We start from the raw sequence: 18,132 nt of genomic DNA on the forward strand, positions 1-18,132 counted from the left end.
TCACCACCAAACGCTGTAGAACACGATCAGTACCAGTACCACCAGTAGCAGCGACAGGCTGAAGCCTTTGCTGGTGTCGAAACTGATGTCATTCAGCTCGACGGCACCGGCCTGAGCCTTATTGCCTTGCAGCAGAGACACCACAATAGCCAGGCCAAGACACAGCAGGAACACCAGACCGACCCGGTCCATAAACGGCAGCGCCGGCCAGAACTGATAAAACAGGAAGCTGAATACAGCAGAACCGACCGCCGCCAGCAGCGCAGCGTCTGCGGTGGTTTTTTTCCAGAACATGCCCATAAAAAACAACACAACAATACCCGGTGTAAAGAAACCGGTGAATTCCTGAATATATTGGAATGCCTGGTCAAAATCGCCCAGCAGCGGCTTGGCAGTAAGGAGCGCGATAACCAACGACAACAAGCTGGCGCTGCGGCCGACCAGCACATAATGTTGCTGGCTTTCCGCCGGTTTGACCTGCGCATACAAGTCCATGGTAAACAGCGTGGCGACTGAGTTGGTCATCGACGCCAGGCTCGACAAAATCGCGGCGACCAGCGCAGCAAAAATCAACCCTTTCAGGCCAGACGGCATCAGCGCCATCAGTTGCGGATAGGCTTGGTCCGGTTTGGCTAAATCCGGCAGGATCAGCACAGCAGCAATACCCGGCAGCACCACGATAATTGGCATCAACAGCTTCAGGAAGGCCGCAAAAGCGATACCTTTTTGCGCTTCACGTAGGCTTGGTGCAGCTAAGGCGCGCTGGATAATATATTGGTTAAAACCCCAGTAGCTTAAGTTCATCACCCACATACCACCGACCAGCACTGAAATCCCCGGCAGACTGACGTAATGCGGGTTATCCGGGCTTAAAATCATGTCGAATTTTTCCGGCGCTTTGGCCAGCAAAGTATCAAAACCAGCCAGCACACCAGCGCCTGCACCAATCATGTCGAGCGCCAGATACGACATAAACAGGCCGCCGAACACCAGCAGCACCACTTGCAGAATGTCGGTAAAAGCGACGGCTTTGAGGCCGCCGTACAGCGAATAGCTGACCGAGAACAATGCCAGCAGCGCCATACTCCAGAACAGATCAATACCGGTCAGCGCATTGACGGCAAGAGCACCGAGCCACAACACTGCGGTTAAATTGACAAACACATACACAGCCAGCCAGAAAATGGCGAGGGTAGTCCGCACGCGGTTGTCGAAGCGCTGCTGCAGGAACTGCGGCATCGTATAGATTTGTTTTTTCAGGAAAATCGGCAGGAAGTATTTACCAACCAGCATCAGCGTCAACGCCGCCATCCATTCATAAGACGCGATGGCAAGGCCAATGGCATAACCGGAGCCAGACATACCGATGATTTGCTCGGCCGAGATATTGGCCGCGATCAGCGATGCGCCAATGGCCCACCACGGCAGGCTGTTGCCAGCCAGAAAGTACTCATTGGTGTTTTTCTGGTGGCCTTTTTCTTCGCGCGACACCCAATAGGCGACGAACAGCAAGCCTAGGATGTAAGCGACAAAAATCGTGATGTCGAGATTGGATAGAGTCATAGCCAGTCCTGGATTTTCCTGTTAACTCCCGTTGCACGGGTGCTGTTGTTATCTCCCTTTTCATGGGAGCTGTTGTTAACTCCCTGAAATGGGAGTTTGTTGTTATTCGCTTCAGCTGAAACGGTAAAAAATCTGCTGTTGATACAGCTCGCCCGGCAGCAGCCGCGCTGACGGGAAATCATTGCGGTTTGGTGCATCCGGGAAATTTTGCGCTTCCAGGCAAATGCCCTGAAATGGCGCAAAAGGTGAACCCAAATAAGTACCGACATAGACCTGCACGCCCGGCTGTGTGCTGCGTAGCTCCAGTGTCCGCGTGCTGTCGACACTGCTGTAACGCAGCCGTGCCCGCAGCGGGACGGGGTCTTGTGCTGGCGACTTGGCAACGACTGGATAGACAAAGCAGTGGTCCAATCCGTGTGGCAAATCTGCCGTTTGCCGGCACACAGAGCCCACCGCTTTTGCGCTGCGAAAATCAAACTCATGCCCGGTCACAGGTCGGAACGCGTCCGGCAGCGGGATGCCGCTTGGATCCACCGCCAGATATTGTTCGGCCATTAACTCTAACTGATGCGCTGCAAGCGCTTCCACTGTTTGTTGTGGTGCCAGATTAAAGTAACAGTGGTTGGTCAGATTGACGACCGTTTCAGCGTCCGTCGTGGCCGTGAAACAAAGCTGTAACTCGCCGGCCGGCTGGCCTGTGGCATCTGTCGTATCGACGACCCGCAGCTGCTGGCGTACCGTTAAAGTGCCGGGAAAACCCTGGTCACCATTCAGGCTGACTAATTCCAGCAACAACGCGTCGGCACTATGTTCCAGCACAGTCCAGACCTGCTTCGCAAAACCTTGCTCGCCGCCATGCAGGCAATGTGGCGGCTGACTGGCGTTTAACGGCCACTCTGTACCCGCAGTGTCGGTATAGGCTGCGTTGGCGATGCGGTTGGCATAACGGCCAACGCTGGCGCCGAGAGCGGCGCTGTCGGTCAGATAAAATGCCGGATCCGCCTGCGACAGGGTCAGTTCCTGACCATGCAGTTTGATGCTCTGAATACGGCCGCCATAGGGCAGCACCGTCACGGTCAGACCGTTGCTGCAGGCAATGGCGCGAGGCACCAATGCGTCTGCCGGTGGCGTGATCTGGCCGACCAAGCCCGTGTTCATAGCGCCCGGACTCATAATGCGCGCGCTCCGGCACTGGCCTGACACAGATAAAAGGTCGGTTCCAGTTGATGCGCTGCCGGGTAGACTTTGCTTAAGTGCAAACACACTGGCTCGACCAAATCTGCTGGTAACAGCGCGACAATACAACCACCAAAACCACCGCCGGTCATCCGCACACCACCGCGTTCACCACATATCGCGGCAACTTCTGCCACCAGGAAATCAATGGCTGGGACCGTGATGGCAAAATCGTCGCGCATGGACTGGTGCGACTGCGCCATCAGTGCGCTTAAGGTTTTGATATCACCGCTTTTCAGTGCGACAGCTGCGGCTTCTGTGCGGTTGTTTTCACTGATCACATGGCGGGCGCGGGCATAAATCAACGGGGCGAGCTGCGCTTGTGCGGCTTCGAGTTGAGCGAGTGTCACGTCGCGCAGTGCTTTGACGCCAAAAAATGCAGCGGCGGCTTCGCACTGTTCACGGCGTTCGTTATAGGCGCTATCGACCAGACCGCGTTTGACGTTGGAGTGAATGATCAGTACCTGTAAAGACGCTGGCATTGGCACTGTCTGGTAATCCAGGCTGCGGCAATCGAGCAGCAACGCCTGACCCGCCTGACCTGCGGCGCTGACCAGCTGGTCCATAATGCCGCATTGGCAACCGGCAAACTGATGTTCCGCCTGCTGGCCGTTCAGCGCATTGTCGCGCGGGGATAATGGGCTACCTGCGAGCGTACTCAGACCTAAACCCAACACCATTTCTAATGACGCAGACGAGCTTAAACCGGCGCCTTGCGGCACGTTACCGCCCACCACCAGATCGCAGCCTGGCAATACCAGACCGCGTTGCTGTAATCCTGCGACGACGCCGCGGACATAATTGGCCCAGCGTGGCGTGGCAACTGGTGTCACAGTTTCAGTTAAATCAATGATATGCAGTTCCTGATAATCCGCAGCGAAGATGCGGATCTGGTTCGAACCCGGCACCAGAGCGCTCGCCAGTACGGTTTCAAACTGAATCGCACAAGGCAGCACAAAGCCGTCGTTGTAGTCGGTGTGCTCGCCAATCAGGTTGACGCGACCCGGTGCGCTGAACAGTTGTGTCGGCGCGCTGCCAAATTCGCGGTGGAATACTGCGGTGATCATATCCTGAAGATTGCCGGCCAGACTCATGCCTTCACTCCTGTTGCTGCTTGCTTGTAATGCGTAGAAGGCAGGTCGCGTAAGCGGGCTGCGGCTTGTTCCGGGGTCATATCGCGCTGCGTTTCGGCCAGCATTTCATACCCTACCATAAACTTTTTCACGCTGGCGCTGCGCAGCAGCGGCGGATAAAAATGCGCATGCAGTTGCCAGTGCGCTGTGTCGCTGGCAGCGCCATAAGGCGCACAGTGCCAACCCATCGAATATGGGAAAGAACACTGGAACAGATTGTCGTAACGGATGGTCAGCGCCTGCAGAATTTCAGCCAGGCTCTGTTGTTCTGCATCGGTTAATTGTTCCAGATGCTGTACCACGCGTTTGGGTAGCAGCAGCGTTTCAAAAGGCCAGCTGGCCCAATACGGCACCACCACCAGCCAGTCGGCATTTTCCAGCACCAGTCGTGAGCGGTCGGCCAGCTCCAGTTCGCTGTAGCGTTGCAGTAAATTCTTCCCATGCTTGGCGAAGTAAGCCGCTTGCTGGGCATCTTCGCGTGCCGGCAGCGTCGGAATGCCTTTACTTGCCCAAATCTGGCCATGCGGATGCGGATTGGAGCAGCCGTTAATGGCGCCTTTGTTTTCAAATACCTGTACCCAGCCATGGTCGCGTGACAAATCCTGATACTGGTGGATCCAGCACTGGATCACTGCCTGGATTTCGCTGATCGACAGCTCCGGCAGCGTCTTGCTGTGATCCGGTGAATAGCAGATCACCCGGCTACAGCCTTGTTCGGACTGCAATTGCAGTAAATCTTCCTGATTAAAACTGGCATCCGGGGTCTGGGTATTCAGCGCAGCAAAGTCGTTCTGAAACACAAAAGGGCCCTGATAAGCCGGGTTGTGTGCGCCGTTGATGCGCACATTACCCGGGCACAGGTAACAAGTTTCGTCATAAGACGGTTGTACGCTGTTGTCGGCCGCTTCGACCTGACCTTGCCATGGCCGTTTGGCGCGGTGCGGCGACACCAGCACCCAGTCACCGGTCAGCGCATTGAGGCGACGGTGGGGATGCTCGACCGGATCAAAAGCAGTGTGCACAGGCGCAACATTTAAATCAGACATCAGCGTTTTCCTCCGGCGTCCGCAATCGGCGTATTCGTGTGATAGCCCTGCGGGTTCAGTTGTTGCCAGCGCCAGGTGTCGCTGACCATATCGGTTAAATTCAGTTGAGCCTGCCAGCCCAGTTGTTGCAGTGCTTTGCCGGCATCGGCGTAACAGGCGCTGACATCGCCAGGGCGACGCGGTGCAAAGGTCAGCGGCACCGGGTGACCAGACACCTGGCGAAAAGCATCAACCATCTGCAGCACCGAGTAGCCCTGACCAGTGCCGAGGTTAAACAGATGCTGGCCAGGCTGGTTGTGCAGCTGCTCCAGCGCGCGGACATGGCCGTCGGCCAAATCCAGCACATGGATGTAATCACGTACACCGGTGCCATCAACGGTCGGGTAGTCATTGCCAAACACGGTGAGCTGGTCGCGCCGGCCGACAGCTACCTGGCTGATAAAAGGCAGCAGATTGTTCGGAATGCCTTGCGGATCTTCACCGAGCAGGCCTGAAGGATGCGCACCGACCGGGTTGAAATAGCGCAGCGCCACCGCGGAAAACGCCGGGTTGGCAGTGCAATAATCCGCCAGAATTTGTTCCACCATAAACTTACTGCGGCCATAAACACTTTGCGGGCCGGTTGGTGACTGTTCGGTCAATGGCAGGCTTTGTGGGTCGCCGTAGACGGTCGCCGATGAGCTGAATACCAGACAGTTCACCTGGTACTGCTGCATCAGTTGCAGCAAGGTCACAGTGCCGGCGACATTATGTTGATAGTATTTCAGCGGTTCCCGTGCCGATTCGCCGACAGCTTTTAAGCCGGCAAAGTGGATCACCGCGTCAAAGCTCTGGCCGCTTTGGCTATGCTCTGCAAACACGGCGCCAAGCGCTGCGGCGTCACAGATATCCAGTTGTTGGAAGCTAAAGGCTGCAGCGTTTTCGCTACCACTTTCACCACTGAGATGGGCCAGCCGCTTTAAAACTTCCGGTTGGCTGTTACTGAAATTGTCCACCAGCACCAGCTCGTGGCCGCGCGCCAGCAACGCCAGCGCCGTATGGGAACCGATATAACCGGCGCCGCCGGTCAGCAGGATTTTCATCCGTTTCTCTCCGTTAGAATGCAATAGATGCGGCCGGCAGCCCGGCTGCAGTGACCGTCAGGCGGCCTTTGAGACCCGCGGCGCCGGTTTTGACCAGCACCACGCCGACGCCGCGCTCGGTGACCACCGGCTGCGGATTGACGATATCGAGCTCGTTACTGTGGAAATTCAGCGTGACACCGCTTGAACGCAGCGGGTTGCCTTTGCTGTCGACCAGTTGCGCTTTGACAAAAACTTCATCAAAGGCCGCCGGCGCCGGGCCTGTGTTGTCGAGCTGAATTTGGATGGCTGCCGCCGGGCCCGGGGTGTGGACCTGATGTTCTGCCACCACTTTGCCGTTGATTAAGGCTTTGGCTTCGAGAGTGCCCGGCACAAAGGCCGGCAGACTGAACTCCACCGGTGGCTGCGCCATCCGGTCAGTCATTGAGTTTTGTCCTGCCGCACGCTGCGCTTTACGGGTGTCGATTAGCTTGCCATTTAAATACAGCGCTACTTGTTCGGCATTGTTGAACACCCGTACCTTGGCGGTTTGTCCTGCAACGACGCCTTCACCAGTCCAGTCGCTGGCGATAAACACCATCGGGCCGGATGCATACAAGGCGGACTGTTCGCTGGCCGGACGCTGGCTTTGGAACAGGTAATAGCTGTATTTCGGCTGCCGGTAGATGCTCATCAGCCCCGAGGCTTCCAGGTCATCGGCGTAGCCGCGGTTGTAGTCAAACATCACCCAATAACCGTCGGCAAAGGCCGGCGTACGCAGGTTGTCGTTATGCGCTTCCTGCAGATTGGTGGCTTGTTGCAGCAGGCGGGTTTCACCGGCTGACAGCAACTGACGCGACGTGCGTGCTTCCGGTTTTAAGCCCTGCCACTGGTGCTGGGCAAAACCGGCGTCCTGCGCGTAATACTCCCAGTCGCCGTATTCCGACACTACATACGGCTGAGTTGGCGGCGTGTAATGTTGTAACCGGTGCTGGCGGGCCTGCAGATATAAATCAAAACCTGGCATCCAACCGGCAGAAATGCCCCAGGGCGCTTCCTGTTTGACGGTCTGGTGCAGGCGCTCGATTAACGCCGGCGACATCGCGGTTTCATTCAGCGAACACTCAAACGCCAGAATACTCGGGTGATTGCGGCTGCGGCGGATCAAATCGCGGCAGTTCTGCTCCATCAAATCGGCAAATGCCGGGTCCAGCGACTGATACTGCCAGCCCGGAATGGCGTCGAGCAGCAGCAAGCCTAAGCGGTCGGCCGCGTCCATAAAGGCTTTGGACTGCGGATAATGCGACAGCCGGACATAATCAAAACCGGCAGCTTTGATGCGGATAGCGTCGCGCTCGTCGGCCAAAGGCCCAACGGCATAACCTAAATGTGGGAATTCCTGATGGCGATTAACACCGCGTAAAAAGGTTTTTTGCCCGTTTAATAGCAGCTGATGCTGTCCGTCAAACGCGATAGTGCGCAGGCCGATATTACGCTGTTGCCGCTCCAGCAGCTGCTCGCCTTGCCACAGTTCAGTCACCAGCTGATACAGCGCTGGTTGTTGCGGGCTCCAAAGCTTTGGCGTGTCGATAGTCAGCTGTTGCTGCAAAGTCTGAGTTTTGCCGGCAGCCAGGCTGAGTTGCGCCTGTGTCTGACTAATAAGCTTGCCGTTGTGCAAAATCTGTTGTTTTAACCGGGCGGGTTGCGCGGCTGTCGCTGCAGATTGCAGTTCAGTGGCCACCGCGACAGTCGCTGTGGTACTGCTGATCTGCGGATAACTGACCGCCACGCCACCACCGGCGACAGTGTCGCTTAACTGCTCGGAACTGATATGCAGCGCCGGGCGCAGCGCCAGAACCACAGGCCGGTACAGGCCACCATAAGGGTTAAAGTCGAGTTGTTTCAGTGGTTTGAGACCCGTCAACGCATGGTCGCGGTTATCCAGCCGCACCAAAATCTCGATCTTTTCTGGCCGTTTGCTTTGCAGTGCCAGATAAGGCGTTAAATCGACGCTAAAGGGCAGATAACCACCCAGGTGCTGGCGCAGATGCAGGCCGTCGACATAGACATCGGCCACATTCATTGCGCCGCCAAACTGCAGCCACAGCTGCTGGTCGTTCCGGTTGGTTGGTAGCTGCAGCGTGGTTTTGTACCACATAGTGCCTTGCCATTGGTCGTTGACCACCATTGGCTCGCGTTTGGGTGTATGCGGCAACCGCACCAGTTCCCAAGCGGCGTCTGCAGCAGGCAGCTGGCCGGCGCCATGTTGGTCTTTGCTGAACAGCCAGTGATGCACGGTCAGGTCGCAGGCTGTGGTCTGGATCTGGGTCGGACAAGCAGCAATCTGAGCAGGCACGGCCGGCGCAGTTGCTGGTTGCGCGGCAGCGACCTGGCCGCACAGGAGAAGCAGGCTCAACGCTGAGGAGGGAACGAAAAAACGCGTCATGAAAAATCCTTGCACAAAAAAATAGTGATTCAGTAGGGCCACGGCTACGCCCAGTTGCGTTCCACCGGCGGCCGCACGACGACTTCGTGCCAATGCGCAGCGGCCGGGGCCTGCAACATGGCAAGTGCTGCGCTGGCAACCGCCTCAGGCGCCAAATATTCAGGCCGTGCTGTGGCGCGAAAACCAGTGTCGACGCCACCGGGGATCAAATGCAGCACGCGCACGCCGCTGTCCTGCAGCTCCCGTCTGAGCACTTTGCTATAACTTTCCAGCGCACTTTTACTGGCGCTGTAAGCGGCAACTCCGGGATTGGCGAAACTGACGCAAGTGCTCAGCACCTGCAAAATAGTGCCGTGACCACGCGCCAGCATGCCGGGCAACAGGCATTCCTGCAGCAGCAGCGGTACGCGGAAATTCAGTGCCAGCATCTGTTCCAGCGCTGGCCAATCCGGGTTTTGCGCTGGGGCCCGGCTTAAGTTGGCACCGGCACAGTTAATCAGCCCATCAACCGGGCAAGCCGCTTCCGCCTGCTGACAAAAAGCAATCACTGCAGCCGGATCGGTTAAATCAAAACTAGCGCTGTGCACCAGCTGTGACGCCGGAGCGACAGCCAGTACTTGCGCACAGGTGGCCGCCAGTTTGGCCGCATCGCGGCCCTGCAAACTCAGACGATAACCGGCTTTGGCCAGTTGCAGCGCTAAGGCGCGGCCAATGCCGCCCGATGCGCCGGTCAACACCAGATGTTCAGCCGGCTGCGGTTGCGCGGACGGGTGCTGGGCAAAAGCATATTCAGCCATGGCTTGCTCCGGATCTGAGGTTGGCGCCTGACAGCGCAGTTGAAAGGTCTGTAACCGGCTACCCGTTGGTGGTAGCCGGCGTAGTGGCCTGCTGGCTTACATCGAGTACGAGAAACCGATCAGGAAACGGCGGCCCCAGTCGAGGTAGCTGCCAATCCGGCTCGGGTCGTTGTCGAAGTAAGAGGTTGAAGCTTCGTTGGTCAGGTTCTGGCCCTGCAACATCAGCTTCAGCTGGCTGTTCACTTCATAGGACACACTGGCATCCAGCGTGGTTTCTGCGTCTATGCTGTTGATTTCAGACGGTGTCCAGCTGCCGACGCGGGTAAAACCACTGCGGTAGTTGTAAGACACTTTGGCGTCGAAACCGGCTTTGTAGTACCACAGCGTCAGGTTGGCGACGTCTTTAGACAGGCCACCCAGCGGCAGCGGATTGTCTTTTGGCACAAACTCATAGACGTTGCTGTCGGTGTAGGAATAGTTGGCGTAGAAACCCAGACCATCGAACGGCGCCGGCAGGTTTTTAAACGCCTGCTGATACATCATTTCGAAGCCTTTGATCTGACCGCCATCGCCATTGACCGGGCCGGTGAAGTCATAAGTCACGCCATTGAGCGTCAGCTTGTCGGTGCTGCTGCCGATGTGGCTTTCTAAGTCTTTAAAGAAGGTCGATACGGTCAGCGCCTGATCTTCAGACAGATAGTATTCCACACCGATATCCAGCTGATTCGCCACAAATGGGTCTAACAGCGGGTTACCGCCAGAACCGGTTTTGACCGGGCTTTGTGAATCCAGCTGGAAGCCGGTACGCATTTCGACTAGTGGTGGCCGTGCTAAAGCACGCGACAGACCGACCCGCAGTTGGGTTTCATCGGTCAGCGCAAAGTTCAGGTTCAGCGATGGCAACACTTCGGTGTAGCTGTGGTCGACACTGACCGCTGAATACTTGTTGTCTTTAAACTGGTAACCACTTGATTCAGAGTCTGTTTTGACCAGGCGAATACCGGCGTTACCGGTGTAGCTGAAACCAAACAGTTCAGAATTCAACCGAACCATGCCGTATACCGCCTGGTTTTTCTCGCTGACAAACCAGCTGTTGATGCGGTCCTGGTCGGTTTTGCTGTAAGCCGAACGATTGTCGATGCCGCCAAAAGCCTGTTGCACTAAATCGCCCCAGTTGTTAAAGCCGTACATGTCCGGCGACTGTAAGCCGCCACCTAAGGCATAACGGCGGCCGTAGTTAGCTACGTTCGGGTTCTTCACCGCCTGCCACCAGCTCTGCACGTCGTTGTCTTTTTCGCGGTCGGAGAAACGGCCTCCGAAGGAGACACTTTCAATCAGCGCATGATCAATCCGGCGCTCAAAGTCCAGTTTCAGGCTGCTCATTTCGTCGGTCAGGTCGCGATCGCTGTCGACCGTCATGCCATTCACTTTGTAGTATTCCGGCTTGCTGATGTCCTCGTTGACCACCACACCTAAACGGCCACCGGCAGTCGACCACTGCACGTCGAGCGGCGTTGGGCCTGAGTAGCTGGATGTCACATTGACCCAACGGGATTTAATGCTGGCTTCGGAATAACCAAGGTCAGAACTGATAGTCCAGACGTCGCCTTCCCACACTGATTTCAGGCCGGTGCTCAACAATTCGTTGGCCTGGAACCAGGTGGCGTTATTGGCTGAGTGTGCGCCCCACAGCATGCCGCCGCCGGTCAGCTGCTGGCTGCCATCGGCTTTGGTGATGATTTGTGGTTTGGCTGCCGAATTGTTGTAATTCCAGTTACCGCCGCCGCCCCAGTTACCCCAGCCGTCAAACCAGAACTGGTCTTCCAGCTCTTCAATATCAAATTCAGAATAGAACAGGTCGTATTTCAGGTTCAGCTGTTCAGAAGCCTGCCATTCCAGAATGGTCATAGCGCCGGTACGCTGGTTGTCACCGAGTTTAGTCGCGGTTTTGCCGCCCCAAGGTGCTGCTTCGCGGATGCCGTCGCCGTTCACATCGCCTTGATCGGCTGTGTTTTTGTTGTAAGCCCAGCTGCTGGTTTCACGTTGCAGCGATGGCTGGTCCTGATAAGTCAGGCCAAGTACCACACCAAAAGTCTCGCTCCACTGGTCGACATAACTGAAGCTGCCTTTCTGGCCGCTGGCTTCGGCACCGTCGATGTCATGACCCAGCTGATAATCCATCAGGTGGCCGGTCACGTTGATGATACGTTTGTCTTTGGCCAGCGGGCTGACAAAGTTCATATTCACCAGGCCTGAGATGCCGCCTTCGACCTGACTGGCCAGCGGGCTTTTATAGACTTCAACCGAGTTGATCAGTTCGGCCGGGAATTGCTCATAGCGCACTTCGCGGCTTGGCTCGGCGCTGACAATCTCGCGGCCCTGCATCGTCGCCATATTCAGGCGCGGGCCCATACCACGAATAGAGATACTGCTGGCGTTACCGCGGTCACGTTCTGCTGCCACGCCCGGCAAGCGGCCTAAGGCGTCGGCGATAGTCACGTCTGGCAGCGAACCCAGGTCATCTGTGGAAACGATTTCCACAACAGAGTCCGCTACTTTTTTCTGTAATAAGGATTTGCCAAGGGTGGCACCAAAGCCACGGACTTCGATTTTTTCAATTGCGACTTCGTCTTTTTTGGCTTTATCGGCGGCAGTATCTGCCGTGGTCTGCGCCTGGCTGTAAGCGCTGAAAATAGCTGAACTGACGGCTAGCGCCAGCAATGATTTCTGACATTTGTTCTGCCACATTGTCTTCATATTCCACCCTTGTCTGAAACGGTATTTGTTGTGTTGCCTGCCTGTTACCCGACAGTGCGCAGTCGTACCCGGAACTCCTTGTCGTTTTTTTCAACAGCAGTTCCCCGGCGGATTTATAGCATGAAAGGGAAAACGTTTTCCAATGGATTTTCGCGATGTTTTCACAGGTGAATCTAAATAGCTGAATTTATTTAATTTAAAGTGTGGAAACGCTTGCTTTGGAGGTAGGGTATTTGGAAAGTACCGGTAAACATCGGCAAGGCACCGGGTAGGTATCGGCCAGCAAAGCCCGCTGGGCGTCACACGCCGTACAATAGCCTCGCCGGTAAAATCTCTCGGTCAAAATGGGCGAATTTAGCCCAACATCAGCCAATATCGGCAAAATGTGGTGATTTGTAGTGAATTGTTACCTTGCCTGCCGGCGGCGATCTCAAGCTGCTAGCATGCGCCGGTTTTTCTATTGTCTGCGGTGTTGTTGCCGCCAGACCTGACTTTTCCGGATGAGGTGTTGATGAAATCCTGCAGAATGCTGCTACCGATGTTAGTAAGCCTGCTATTGGCGGGTTGTGGTAAGGATGGCCCGGCGCCATCACCGATTGATTATCTGCAACCCGGCGCGCCGATCCAAAGTGGCAGCGCAGCCAGCCGCCAGGCCAGCGGTGTGGCACAAATCGCTGGGCTTGGCAGCCAATGTACAGGATTCATTATTAATCATGGGGTTGCGAATGCGCCGGCCTACCTGATGACCAACGGCCATTGCGTCGAATTGTTTGATTCCGCCACTGTTCAGTACCAAATCCCCGCCGAAGGGGAAGCGCGTTTTAACCTGTTTAAAGACAACCTAGCGGGCGCCGTCAGCGTCAATATCAGCGAGATCAGCTGGGCCAGCATGCGTGGCACCGATATCGCCATCCTGAAAACCGACCAGACTTTGGCGCAGCTGCAACAACAGGGCTTACGCGCTTATACGCTGGCGCCGCTGCCAAAACCCGGCACAGCCCTGACGATTGCCGGCGTGCCGGTCAAAGATTTACCACAGGAAGAATGGGCGCTGCGCCAGGTGCAATGTAAAGCCGGCCAGACCACGCGGCTGTTTGAGTTTGTCTGGATCTGGGACCGCGCGCAGGCCGGGGACTGTGGTGGTATTCTGCCGGGCCATTCCGGCTCGCCGGTGTTTGACCCAGCCGGCCAAGTGGTTGGCATTATCAATACCAGCACCATCGGCGCCGAAGCGGGCGGCAACTGTTACCTCGGCAAACCTTGTGAACTGCGTAAAACCGGCGTAGTCGCCGCGCCGAACACCAGTTATTGGCTGGCGGTCGACGGCGTGCGCGGCTGTTTCACGGCCAACGGCGAGTTTTCGCTGCAGCAGGCCGCTTGCCAGTTAGAGCAGCCTGAGCCATTCGTGGCACGCAACGCTGCACGCGTGCAAAAAGCACCGGCCGGCTGGCAGGCTGAATTAGAGGGCCCGCGCACCATCAGTTTAAAAAGTGGCCCGTTACACAGCACGGATTGTCGCGATCCGGTCGGCTACAGCGGCAGTTATTTTGCCGGCGAGCAGTATGAACAGGCGATCAGTAGCCGCCAGGATGGTCATTGGCTGCTATGTGCGGCCGGTTATGGCGAAGATGGTAAAATCCAGACCCGCAGCGCCGGTTTCACCACGCTGGAAATTGACAATACAGCCCCGGTTCGGCCGATGAAGCTGCACGTGGTCCGTTTTGACGACGCCATGCAATACCAGCCGCTGTTTTCGCCACCGGAACTGTCGTCGTATCGCTGGAAAGTCGGCAAACCGGTTGAAACCGATTGTGCCGACAGCGCCGGTTACCGCACCTTTATCCGCATCCCACGCTTTGCCGATTTGACCGAGTTGCCGCTGAAAGTCTGTCTGATCGGCAGCGACGAAGCCGGTAATGAAAGCAAACCACAAACGGAAATGCTGGAAAAATAACACCAGGCGCAGGTCGCAACGTCGCTGCCATTAACCAAAAGCCCAGCCATCGCGCCGGGCTTTTTCGCTGGGGCAGCAGATATTTCACCGCATTTCAGCGAGCAGGGCGCAGCAGGTTGCTGCAGCGCCAGCAGTTAGGAAGTCTTTGGCGCCAGGCTTAGCGATGCGCAAATTTTCGGCATTTTTTCCACTGTCATGCCCTCATGCAAAAATCCATCGCTCGAGCTAATCGCGGCGCGGCTTTGCTCGTCGGCGGCGACGACCTGATCAATCCAGTCGGCATGGCTCGATACCCGGGTGTACAGTTCTTTGACGCCATATTCACCGACGCCTTTAAACCAGGATTCGACCCGCGAGCTGACGCCCAGCAGGTAAAAATCGTCCGCTTTTTTCAGGAAAGCGGGGCCGCCGCTGTCGCCGTTACCGGACACGCCTTCGAGTGCTTGCGCCTCGTCGCCGGACTCAAATACAAACCGCAGGTCAGATTTGGTCACCGCAGTGACCTGATTTTGCGCCTTGCGCAGCACGCCATTATTGGCTTTGTAGTCCACCGTTTCGCCGGTTAAGCCCGTGCCGGTGCCGCCGGCGCCAATAAACCACAGCACCTGATCCGTCTCGTCAGACTGGCGGTAAAGTTGCGCTGGTTTGACGGTTAATACCGGTTTTTCCAGCTGGATCAGCGCCAAATCGTGTTGCTTGCCCATTTTATAGGCGGGATGGCTATAGCGGCCCTGCACTTTGACGAACTCATCACCCACCTGAATCGTTTGGCCTTTATCGAGGCAAAATACCGTATGCGCGGCGGTTAACACCCACTGCGGCGCAATCAGCGTGCCATGCACACCAATATTGTAAAAAGTCGCCAGCGGCGGAAAGTCGGCTTTGCTTGCCAGATATTGCGCCGCTGGTTTGTCGTGGCGGACCACGATGGCGGACGCCGAAAAGGCCTGTAAGCTCAGTGCGATCAGGCAGCTTGTGGTCAGCAGGCGCGAACGAAAAGGGATTGGCATCAGAGGGCTCCGGGTGGCTGTGGTTAAATTTCGGTTAAATTTCAGCCTGCCATAAGCCAGCCCCAACACTCAGCAATTAAGTGTAAGCAGTTGATACAACGCATAACTTTGCGTGATGGCGGCAAAGTAAAAGGACGTGAAAACGCCTGGTTTACATGAAATCTGCTAGCCGGCGCATCAACTGGCACAACGCAGTTTTAAGCGACCGCTCTACGTTTTAACCTGTCCCCGGTTCAGCGAAAACGAAAAAATATAGTTTTGATCTCAACAGCAATCAGTCGCGTTTAGTCTGAGGATTTTTTGTGCAACCTCAAAGGAAACGAAGATGAAGCTCTCTGTCCTGTTCAAATCTGCCGTGATCTCTGCAACTCTGTTAGTCGCTGGTGCTGTTCATGCGGGTAGTGCCAAATCTGATATCGTCGACACCGCTGTTGCGGCCGGTAGTTTTAATACGCTGGTGACGGCCGTCAAAGCCGCCGAGCTGGTGGACACGTTAAAAGGCGCAGGCCCATTTACTGTATTCGCGCCGAATGATGCCGCGTTTGCCAAAGTACCGGCAGACACCTTAAAAGGCCTGCTGGCCGACAAAGCCGCACTGGCGAAAGTGCTGACTTACCACGTCGTTCCGGGCAAAGTGATGGCTGCCGATGTCGTCAAGCTGTCAACCGCCACCACAGTGCAAGGCCAGGCACTGAAAATTGAAGTCAAAGACGGCAAAGTGTTCGTCGACGGCGCGCAAGTGATCAGCACCGACATCGAAACCAGCAACGGCGTGATCCACGTGATCGACAGCGTGGTGCTGCCAAAAGGCTAATTGTTAGTTTGAATAGAAAAAGCCCGCCGGCAGCTTTGCGACCCGCGGGCTTTTTGTTTTGGCAAACAATGTTGTACTCACCTATCGCCTCACCGAAATGCCAACAAAACCCGAGATAGCGGCAAGCAAGATGTTGGACGTCACACGTTGCGCGTCACACGCTGCAAAATGTGCATTCAAAGTGTAGGTACGGTCAGCGCAGCCCGGTGGGCGCAGCGCCACCGTACATAGTGCTTATCATGCTCAATTATTACGGTATTTTTACGAAAAATGCCGAGAAAAGTCAGGAAGTAGCTGCTTTGTGCACTGATTGCATTTATCGTTAATCACGTTTACCTTAAATACCTACATAACGATTGGGTCAGTGATGAACGCATGCCACTCTGATGCAGATAGTCCGACGGGTCTTCAGGCCGGTTGTACAAAAGATTGTGCTAAAGACTGTACTGTTGATTGTTCTGCTCTGCAGGAAAAGCACAACAGCTATCAGGCGATCAGCACCATTCTCAATAGTCTGGATGCATTGGTATATGTGTCGGACCTGCAGACTTACGACTTAATCTATCTGAATGATTATGGTACTAAGGCATGGGGGCAAATCGGCGGCCGCAAGTGTTATCAGGTGCTGCAGGCCGGCCAGAATGCGCCTTGTCAGTTCTGTACTAACCACCTGTTGGTTGATGCTGCAGGAAAGCCCACCGGGACTCATGTCTGGGAATTTCAAAACACCATCAATGGCCGCTGGTATCAGTGCCGGGATCAGGCCGTGGTCTGGGTCGATGGCCGGCTGGTGCGGATTGAAATCGCCACTGATATCACTGAACGCAAAGTGATGGAGCAGCAGCTGGCAGCAGCCAAGGCGCTTGCCGAGCGCCAGGCCAGTACTGATGAACTAACCCAGCTGTATAACCGCAGAGCGTTTTTTGCGCTGAGCCGGCATCTGTTTCATCAAGGTCACAGAGCAGGGCAGAAACTTGCTGTGGTGATGGTCGATTTAGATCACTTCAAAAGAATCAATGACGAGTGGAATCATGCGGCCGGGGATGCAGTGCTGGTGAAAATCTCAGCGCTGGCGCGCAATCTGTTGCGTGGCTCCGATGTTCTGGCCCGGATTGGTGGTGAAGAATTCGCAATTTTACTGCCAGATACCAATGAAGCAGAGGCCTGGCAGCTGGTAGAGCGGCTGCGCGCGGGGTTTGAACATGGCACTGCCAATGACGAGATCCACTGTACCGCCAGTTTTGGCATCACGTACGTGAACCTGCAGGACTTCCAGTCTGAGCTTGAACCGGAAAGCCTGTTGGGCACCTTGCTGCATCAGGCCGACGTCGCCATGATGCAGGCCAAAGCGACAGGCCGGAACCGCGTCTGTGTTTTTGCGCAGTGACAAGCCCGCAGCTTTGTTGCTGCCTGGCCCTTACGGATAACCCTCGCTGCCAATCCGGTTAGCCCAATGATTGTGTTGCAAAGCAAATAAACCGCCAAAGCCTTACCCAGTAGCGCTATCGCGTAATGCGGTTCTCTAGCCGAAATTAACGTGTCACTTGCTGAATTTATCGGTGCAGCTATCGGTGCAAGTATCGATGCATTAATTGGTGCAAAAAATGAGTTAAACCTTCTCAAGTCCATGTAAATAATGGCTTTTAAATCAGACTATCGGTTCATTTATCGATGCAATCATTGCCGCTTTTCGCCAACACCGGCATTTCAACAAAACAGTAGGTATCGGCAAGCGAAAGCCCGCTGGGCGTCACACGCCGTACTCTGCCGAATCCCGGAAATATTCAAGCGAGGTTGAAGTTGTTCTGTGAGCGAATACCGGTAGTTTAAACGCCTTTTACGATAGGCCTAAGTTTGGCTACAAACGGCACAGACGATTACAATAGACTGGGCGTCACACGCACGCCGTGAATACTCCTGGGTCTCACAGACTTGCAAGCTCCTGTGCGGCATCCTTACCGCACAGGTTCTGCTTTAGTAATCGCCTGGCCGATTTGAGAGTTCATTTGAATCGTCATTTTGTGCCAGCAGCGGACTTTGGTGCCCCCCCTTGTGCGACAACCGTTGTGCGACAACCGGTGGGTTTCGCTGCGCTCTACCCACCCTACCAGCCAGCGGCCCGATCGTAGGGTGCAATGAGCAAAGCGAATTGCACCTTTGACACCTGTCGCAGCATCAAACAGCCTGAACGGAATGTCTGCAAATCGCTCAAAGCTGCTATCTCCAAACCCCAACAAACCCAGCACCGGCAGCCACGGAGTGAGCGGTTAAGAGTGAGCGCGGGAGGCGCGAACGGGCGAACGCAGTGGTGGCGG

General features: G+C 55.7%; 12 protein-coding genes. 3 read left to right on the forward strand and 9 right to left on the reverse strand.

Annotated features, from left to right (window positions below; all coding sequences use genetic code 11):
* From ACFFJP_RS00745 to ACFFJP_RS00780, 8 genes are all read right to left on the reverse strand, one after another.
* Window positions 1-1,563, reverse strand: coding sequence for a sodium/sugar symporter (locus ACFFJP_RS00745; RefSeq protein ID WP_377239396.1), 1,563 nt, complete (start codon window positions 1,561-1,563; stop codon window positions 1-3).
* 111 nt (window positions 1,564-1,674) lie between these two features.
* A complete protein-coding gene (locus ACFFJP_RS00750; protein WP_377239397.1) occupies window positions 1,675-2,736 on the reverse strand; it encodes an aldose epimerase family protein in 1,062 nt (353 codons plus the stop codon).
* Complete coding sequence (gene galK, locus ACFFJP_RS00755) at window positions 2,733-3,893, reverse strand: galactokinase (RefSeq protein ID WP_377239398.1); 1,161 nt, start codon at window positions 3,891-3,893, stop codon at window positions 2,733-2,735. The genes ACFFJP_RS00750 and galK overlap by 4 nt, the downstream gene beginning before the upstream one ends.
* Window positions 3,890-4,978, reverse strand: a complete 1,089-nt coding sequence (locus tag ACFFJP_RS00760; protein ID WP_377239399.1) for a UDP-glucose--hexose-1-phosphate uridylyltransferase — start codon at window positions 4,976-4,978, stop codon at window positions 3,890-3,892. The genes galK and ACFFJP_RS00760 overlap by 4 nt, the downstream gene beginning before the upstream one ends.
* Complete coding sequence (gene galE, locus ACFFJP_RS00765; RefSeq protein WP_377239400.1) at window positions 4,978-6,060, reverse strand: UDP-glucose 4-epimerase GalE; 1,083 nt, start codon at window positions 6,058-6,060, stop codon at window positions 4,978-4,980. The genes ACFFJP_RS00760 and galE overlap by 1 nt, the downstream gene beginning before the upstream one ends.
* A gap of 13 nt (window positions 6,061-6,073) precedes the next feature.
* Window positions 6,074-8,485, reverse strand: coding sequence for a glycoside hydrolase family 2 protein (locus ACFFJP_RS00770; protein WP_377239401.1), 2,412 nt, complete (start codon window positions 8,483-8,485; stop codon window positions 6,074-6,076).
* Between the two features lie 44 nt (window positions 8,486-8,529).
* The gene (locus tag ACFFJP_RS00775; protein WP_377239402.1) at window positions 8,530-9,282 is read right to left on the reverse strand and encodes an SDR family NAD(P)-dependent oxidoreductase; all 753 of its coding nucleotides are present in this window, start codon (window positions 9,280-9,282) and stop codon (window positions 8,530-8,532) included.
* Window positions 9,283-9,378: 96 nt separating this feature from the next.
* A complete protein-coding gene (locus tag ACFFJP_RS00780; protein WP_377239403.1) occupies window positions 9,379-12,039 on the reverse strand; it encodes a TonB-dependent receptor in 2,661 nt (886 codons plus the stop codon).
* A gap of 511 nt (window positions 12,040-12,550) precedes the next feature.
* Here ACFFJP_RS00780 and ACFFJP_RS00785 point away from each other — a divergent pair.
* On the forward strand, window positions 12,551-13,993 hold the full coding sequence (locus ACFFJP_RS00785; RefSeq protein ID WP_377239405.1) for a S1 family peptidase: 1,443 nt from the start codon (window positions 12,551-12,553) through the stop codon (window positions 13,991-13,993).
* Window positions 13,994-14,127: 134 nt separating this feature from the next.
* On the opposite strand, the gene ACFFJP_RS00790 is transcribed toward ACFFJP_RS00785, so the two are convergent.
* Window positions 14,128-15,003 carry a S1 family peptidase gene (locus ACFFJP_RS00790; protein WP_377239407.1) on the reverse strand — a complete coding sequence of 292 codons (876 nt, stop codon included), beginning with the start codon at window positions 15,001-15,003 and terminating at the stop codon, window positions 14,128-14,130.
* Between the two features lie 325 nt (window positions 15,004-15,328).
* Here ACFFJP_RS00790 and ACFFJP_RS00795 point away from each other — a divergent pair, with 325 nt between their 5' ends.
* Both ACFFJP_RS00795 and ACFFJP_RS00800 read left to right on the forward strand, forming a co-directional pair.
* Window positions 15,329-15,817, forward strand: a complete 489-nt coding sequence (locus tag ACFFJP_RS00795) for a fasciclin domain-containing protein (RefSeq protein WP_377239409.1) — start codon at window positions 15,329-15,331, stop codon at window positions 15,815-15,817.
* A gap of 367 nt (window positions 15,818-16,184) precedes the next feature.
* On the forward strand, window positions 16,185-17,204 hold the full coding sequence (locus ACFFJP_RS00800) for a diguanylate cyclase (RefSeq protein ID WP_377239411.1): 1,020 nt from the start codon (window positions 16,185-16,187) through the stop codon (window positions 17,202-17,204).
* Window positions 17,205-18,132 lie beyond the last annotated feature (928 nt).

The organism is Rheinheimera tilapiae (assembly GCF_042432165.1).
Classification (GTDB): Bacteria; Pseudomonadota; Gammaproteobacteria; order Enterobacterales; family Alteromonadaceae; genus Pararheinheimera; species Pararheinheimera tilapiae.

What these genes read in the sequence shown, in the direction of transcription:
- ACFFJP_RS00790 (WP_377239407.1), bottom strand. Translation starts at nt 15,003, where the DNA reads ATGCCAATCCCTTTTCGTTCGCGCCTGCTGACCACAAGCTGCCTGATC.
- ACFFJP_RS00770 (WP_377239401.1), bottom strand. Translation starts at nt 8,485, where the DNA reads ATGACGCGTTTTTTCGTTCCCTCCTCAGCGTTGAGCCTGCTTCTCCTG.
- ACFFJP_RS00785 (WP_377239405.1), top strand. Translation starts at nt 12,551, where the DNA reads ATGAAATCCTGCAGAATGCTGCTACCGATGTTAGTAAGCCTGCTATTG.
- ACFFJP_RS00775 (WP_377239402.1), bottom strand. Translation starts at nt 9,282, where the DNA reads ATGGCTGAATATGCTTTTGCCCAGCACCCGTCCGCGCAACCGCAGCCG.
- ACFFJP_RS00800 (WP_377239411.1), top strand. Translation starts at nt 16,185, where the DNA reads ATGAACGCATGCCACTCTGATGCAGATAGTCCGACGGGTCTTCAGGCC.
- galK (WP_377239398.1), bottom strand. Translation starts at nt 3,893, where the DNA reads ATGAGTCTGGCCGGCAATCTTCAGGATATGATCACCGCAGTATTCCAC.
- ACFFJP_RS00750 (WP_377239397.1), bottom strand. Translation starts at nt 2,736, where the DNA reads ATGAGTCCGGGCGCTATGAACACGGGCTTGGTCGGCCAGATCACGCCA.
- ACFFJP_RS00745 (WP_377239396.1), bottom strand. Translation starts at nt 1,563, where the DNA reads ATGACTCTATCCAATCTCGACATCACGATTTTTGTCGCTTACATCCTA.
- ACFFJP_RS00780 (WP_377239403.1), bottom strand. Translation starts at nt 12,039, where the DNA reads ATGAAGACAATGTGGCAGAACAAATGTCAGAAATCATTGCTGGCGCTA.
- galE (WP_377239400.1), bottom strand. Translation starts at nt 6,060, where the DNA reads ATGAAAATCCTGCTGACCGGCGGCGCCGGTTATATCGGTTCCCATACG.
- ACFFJP_RS00760 (WP_377239399.1), bottom strand. Translation starts at nt 4,978, where the DNA reads ATGTCTGATTTAAATGTTGCGCCTGTGCACACTGCTTTTGATCCGGTC.
- ACFFJP_RS00795 (WP_377239409.1), top strand. Translation starts at nt 15,329, where the DNA reads ATGAAGCTCTCTGTCCTGTTCAAATCTGCCGTGATCTCTGCAACTCTG.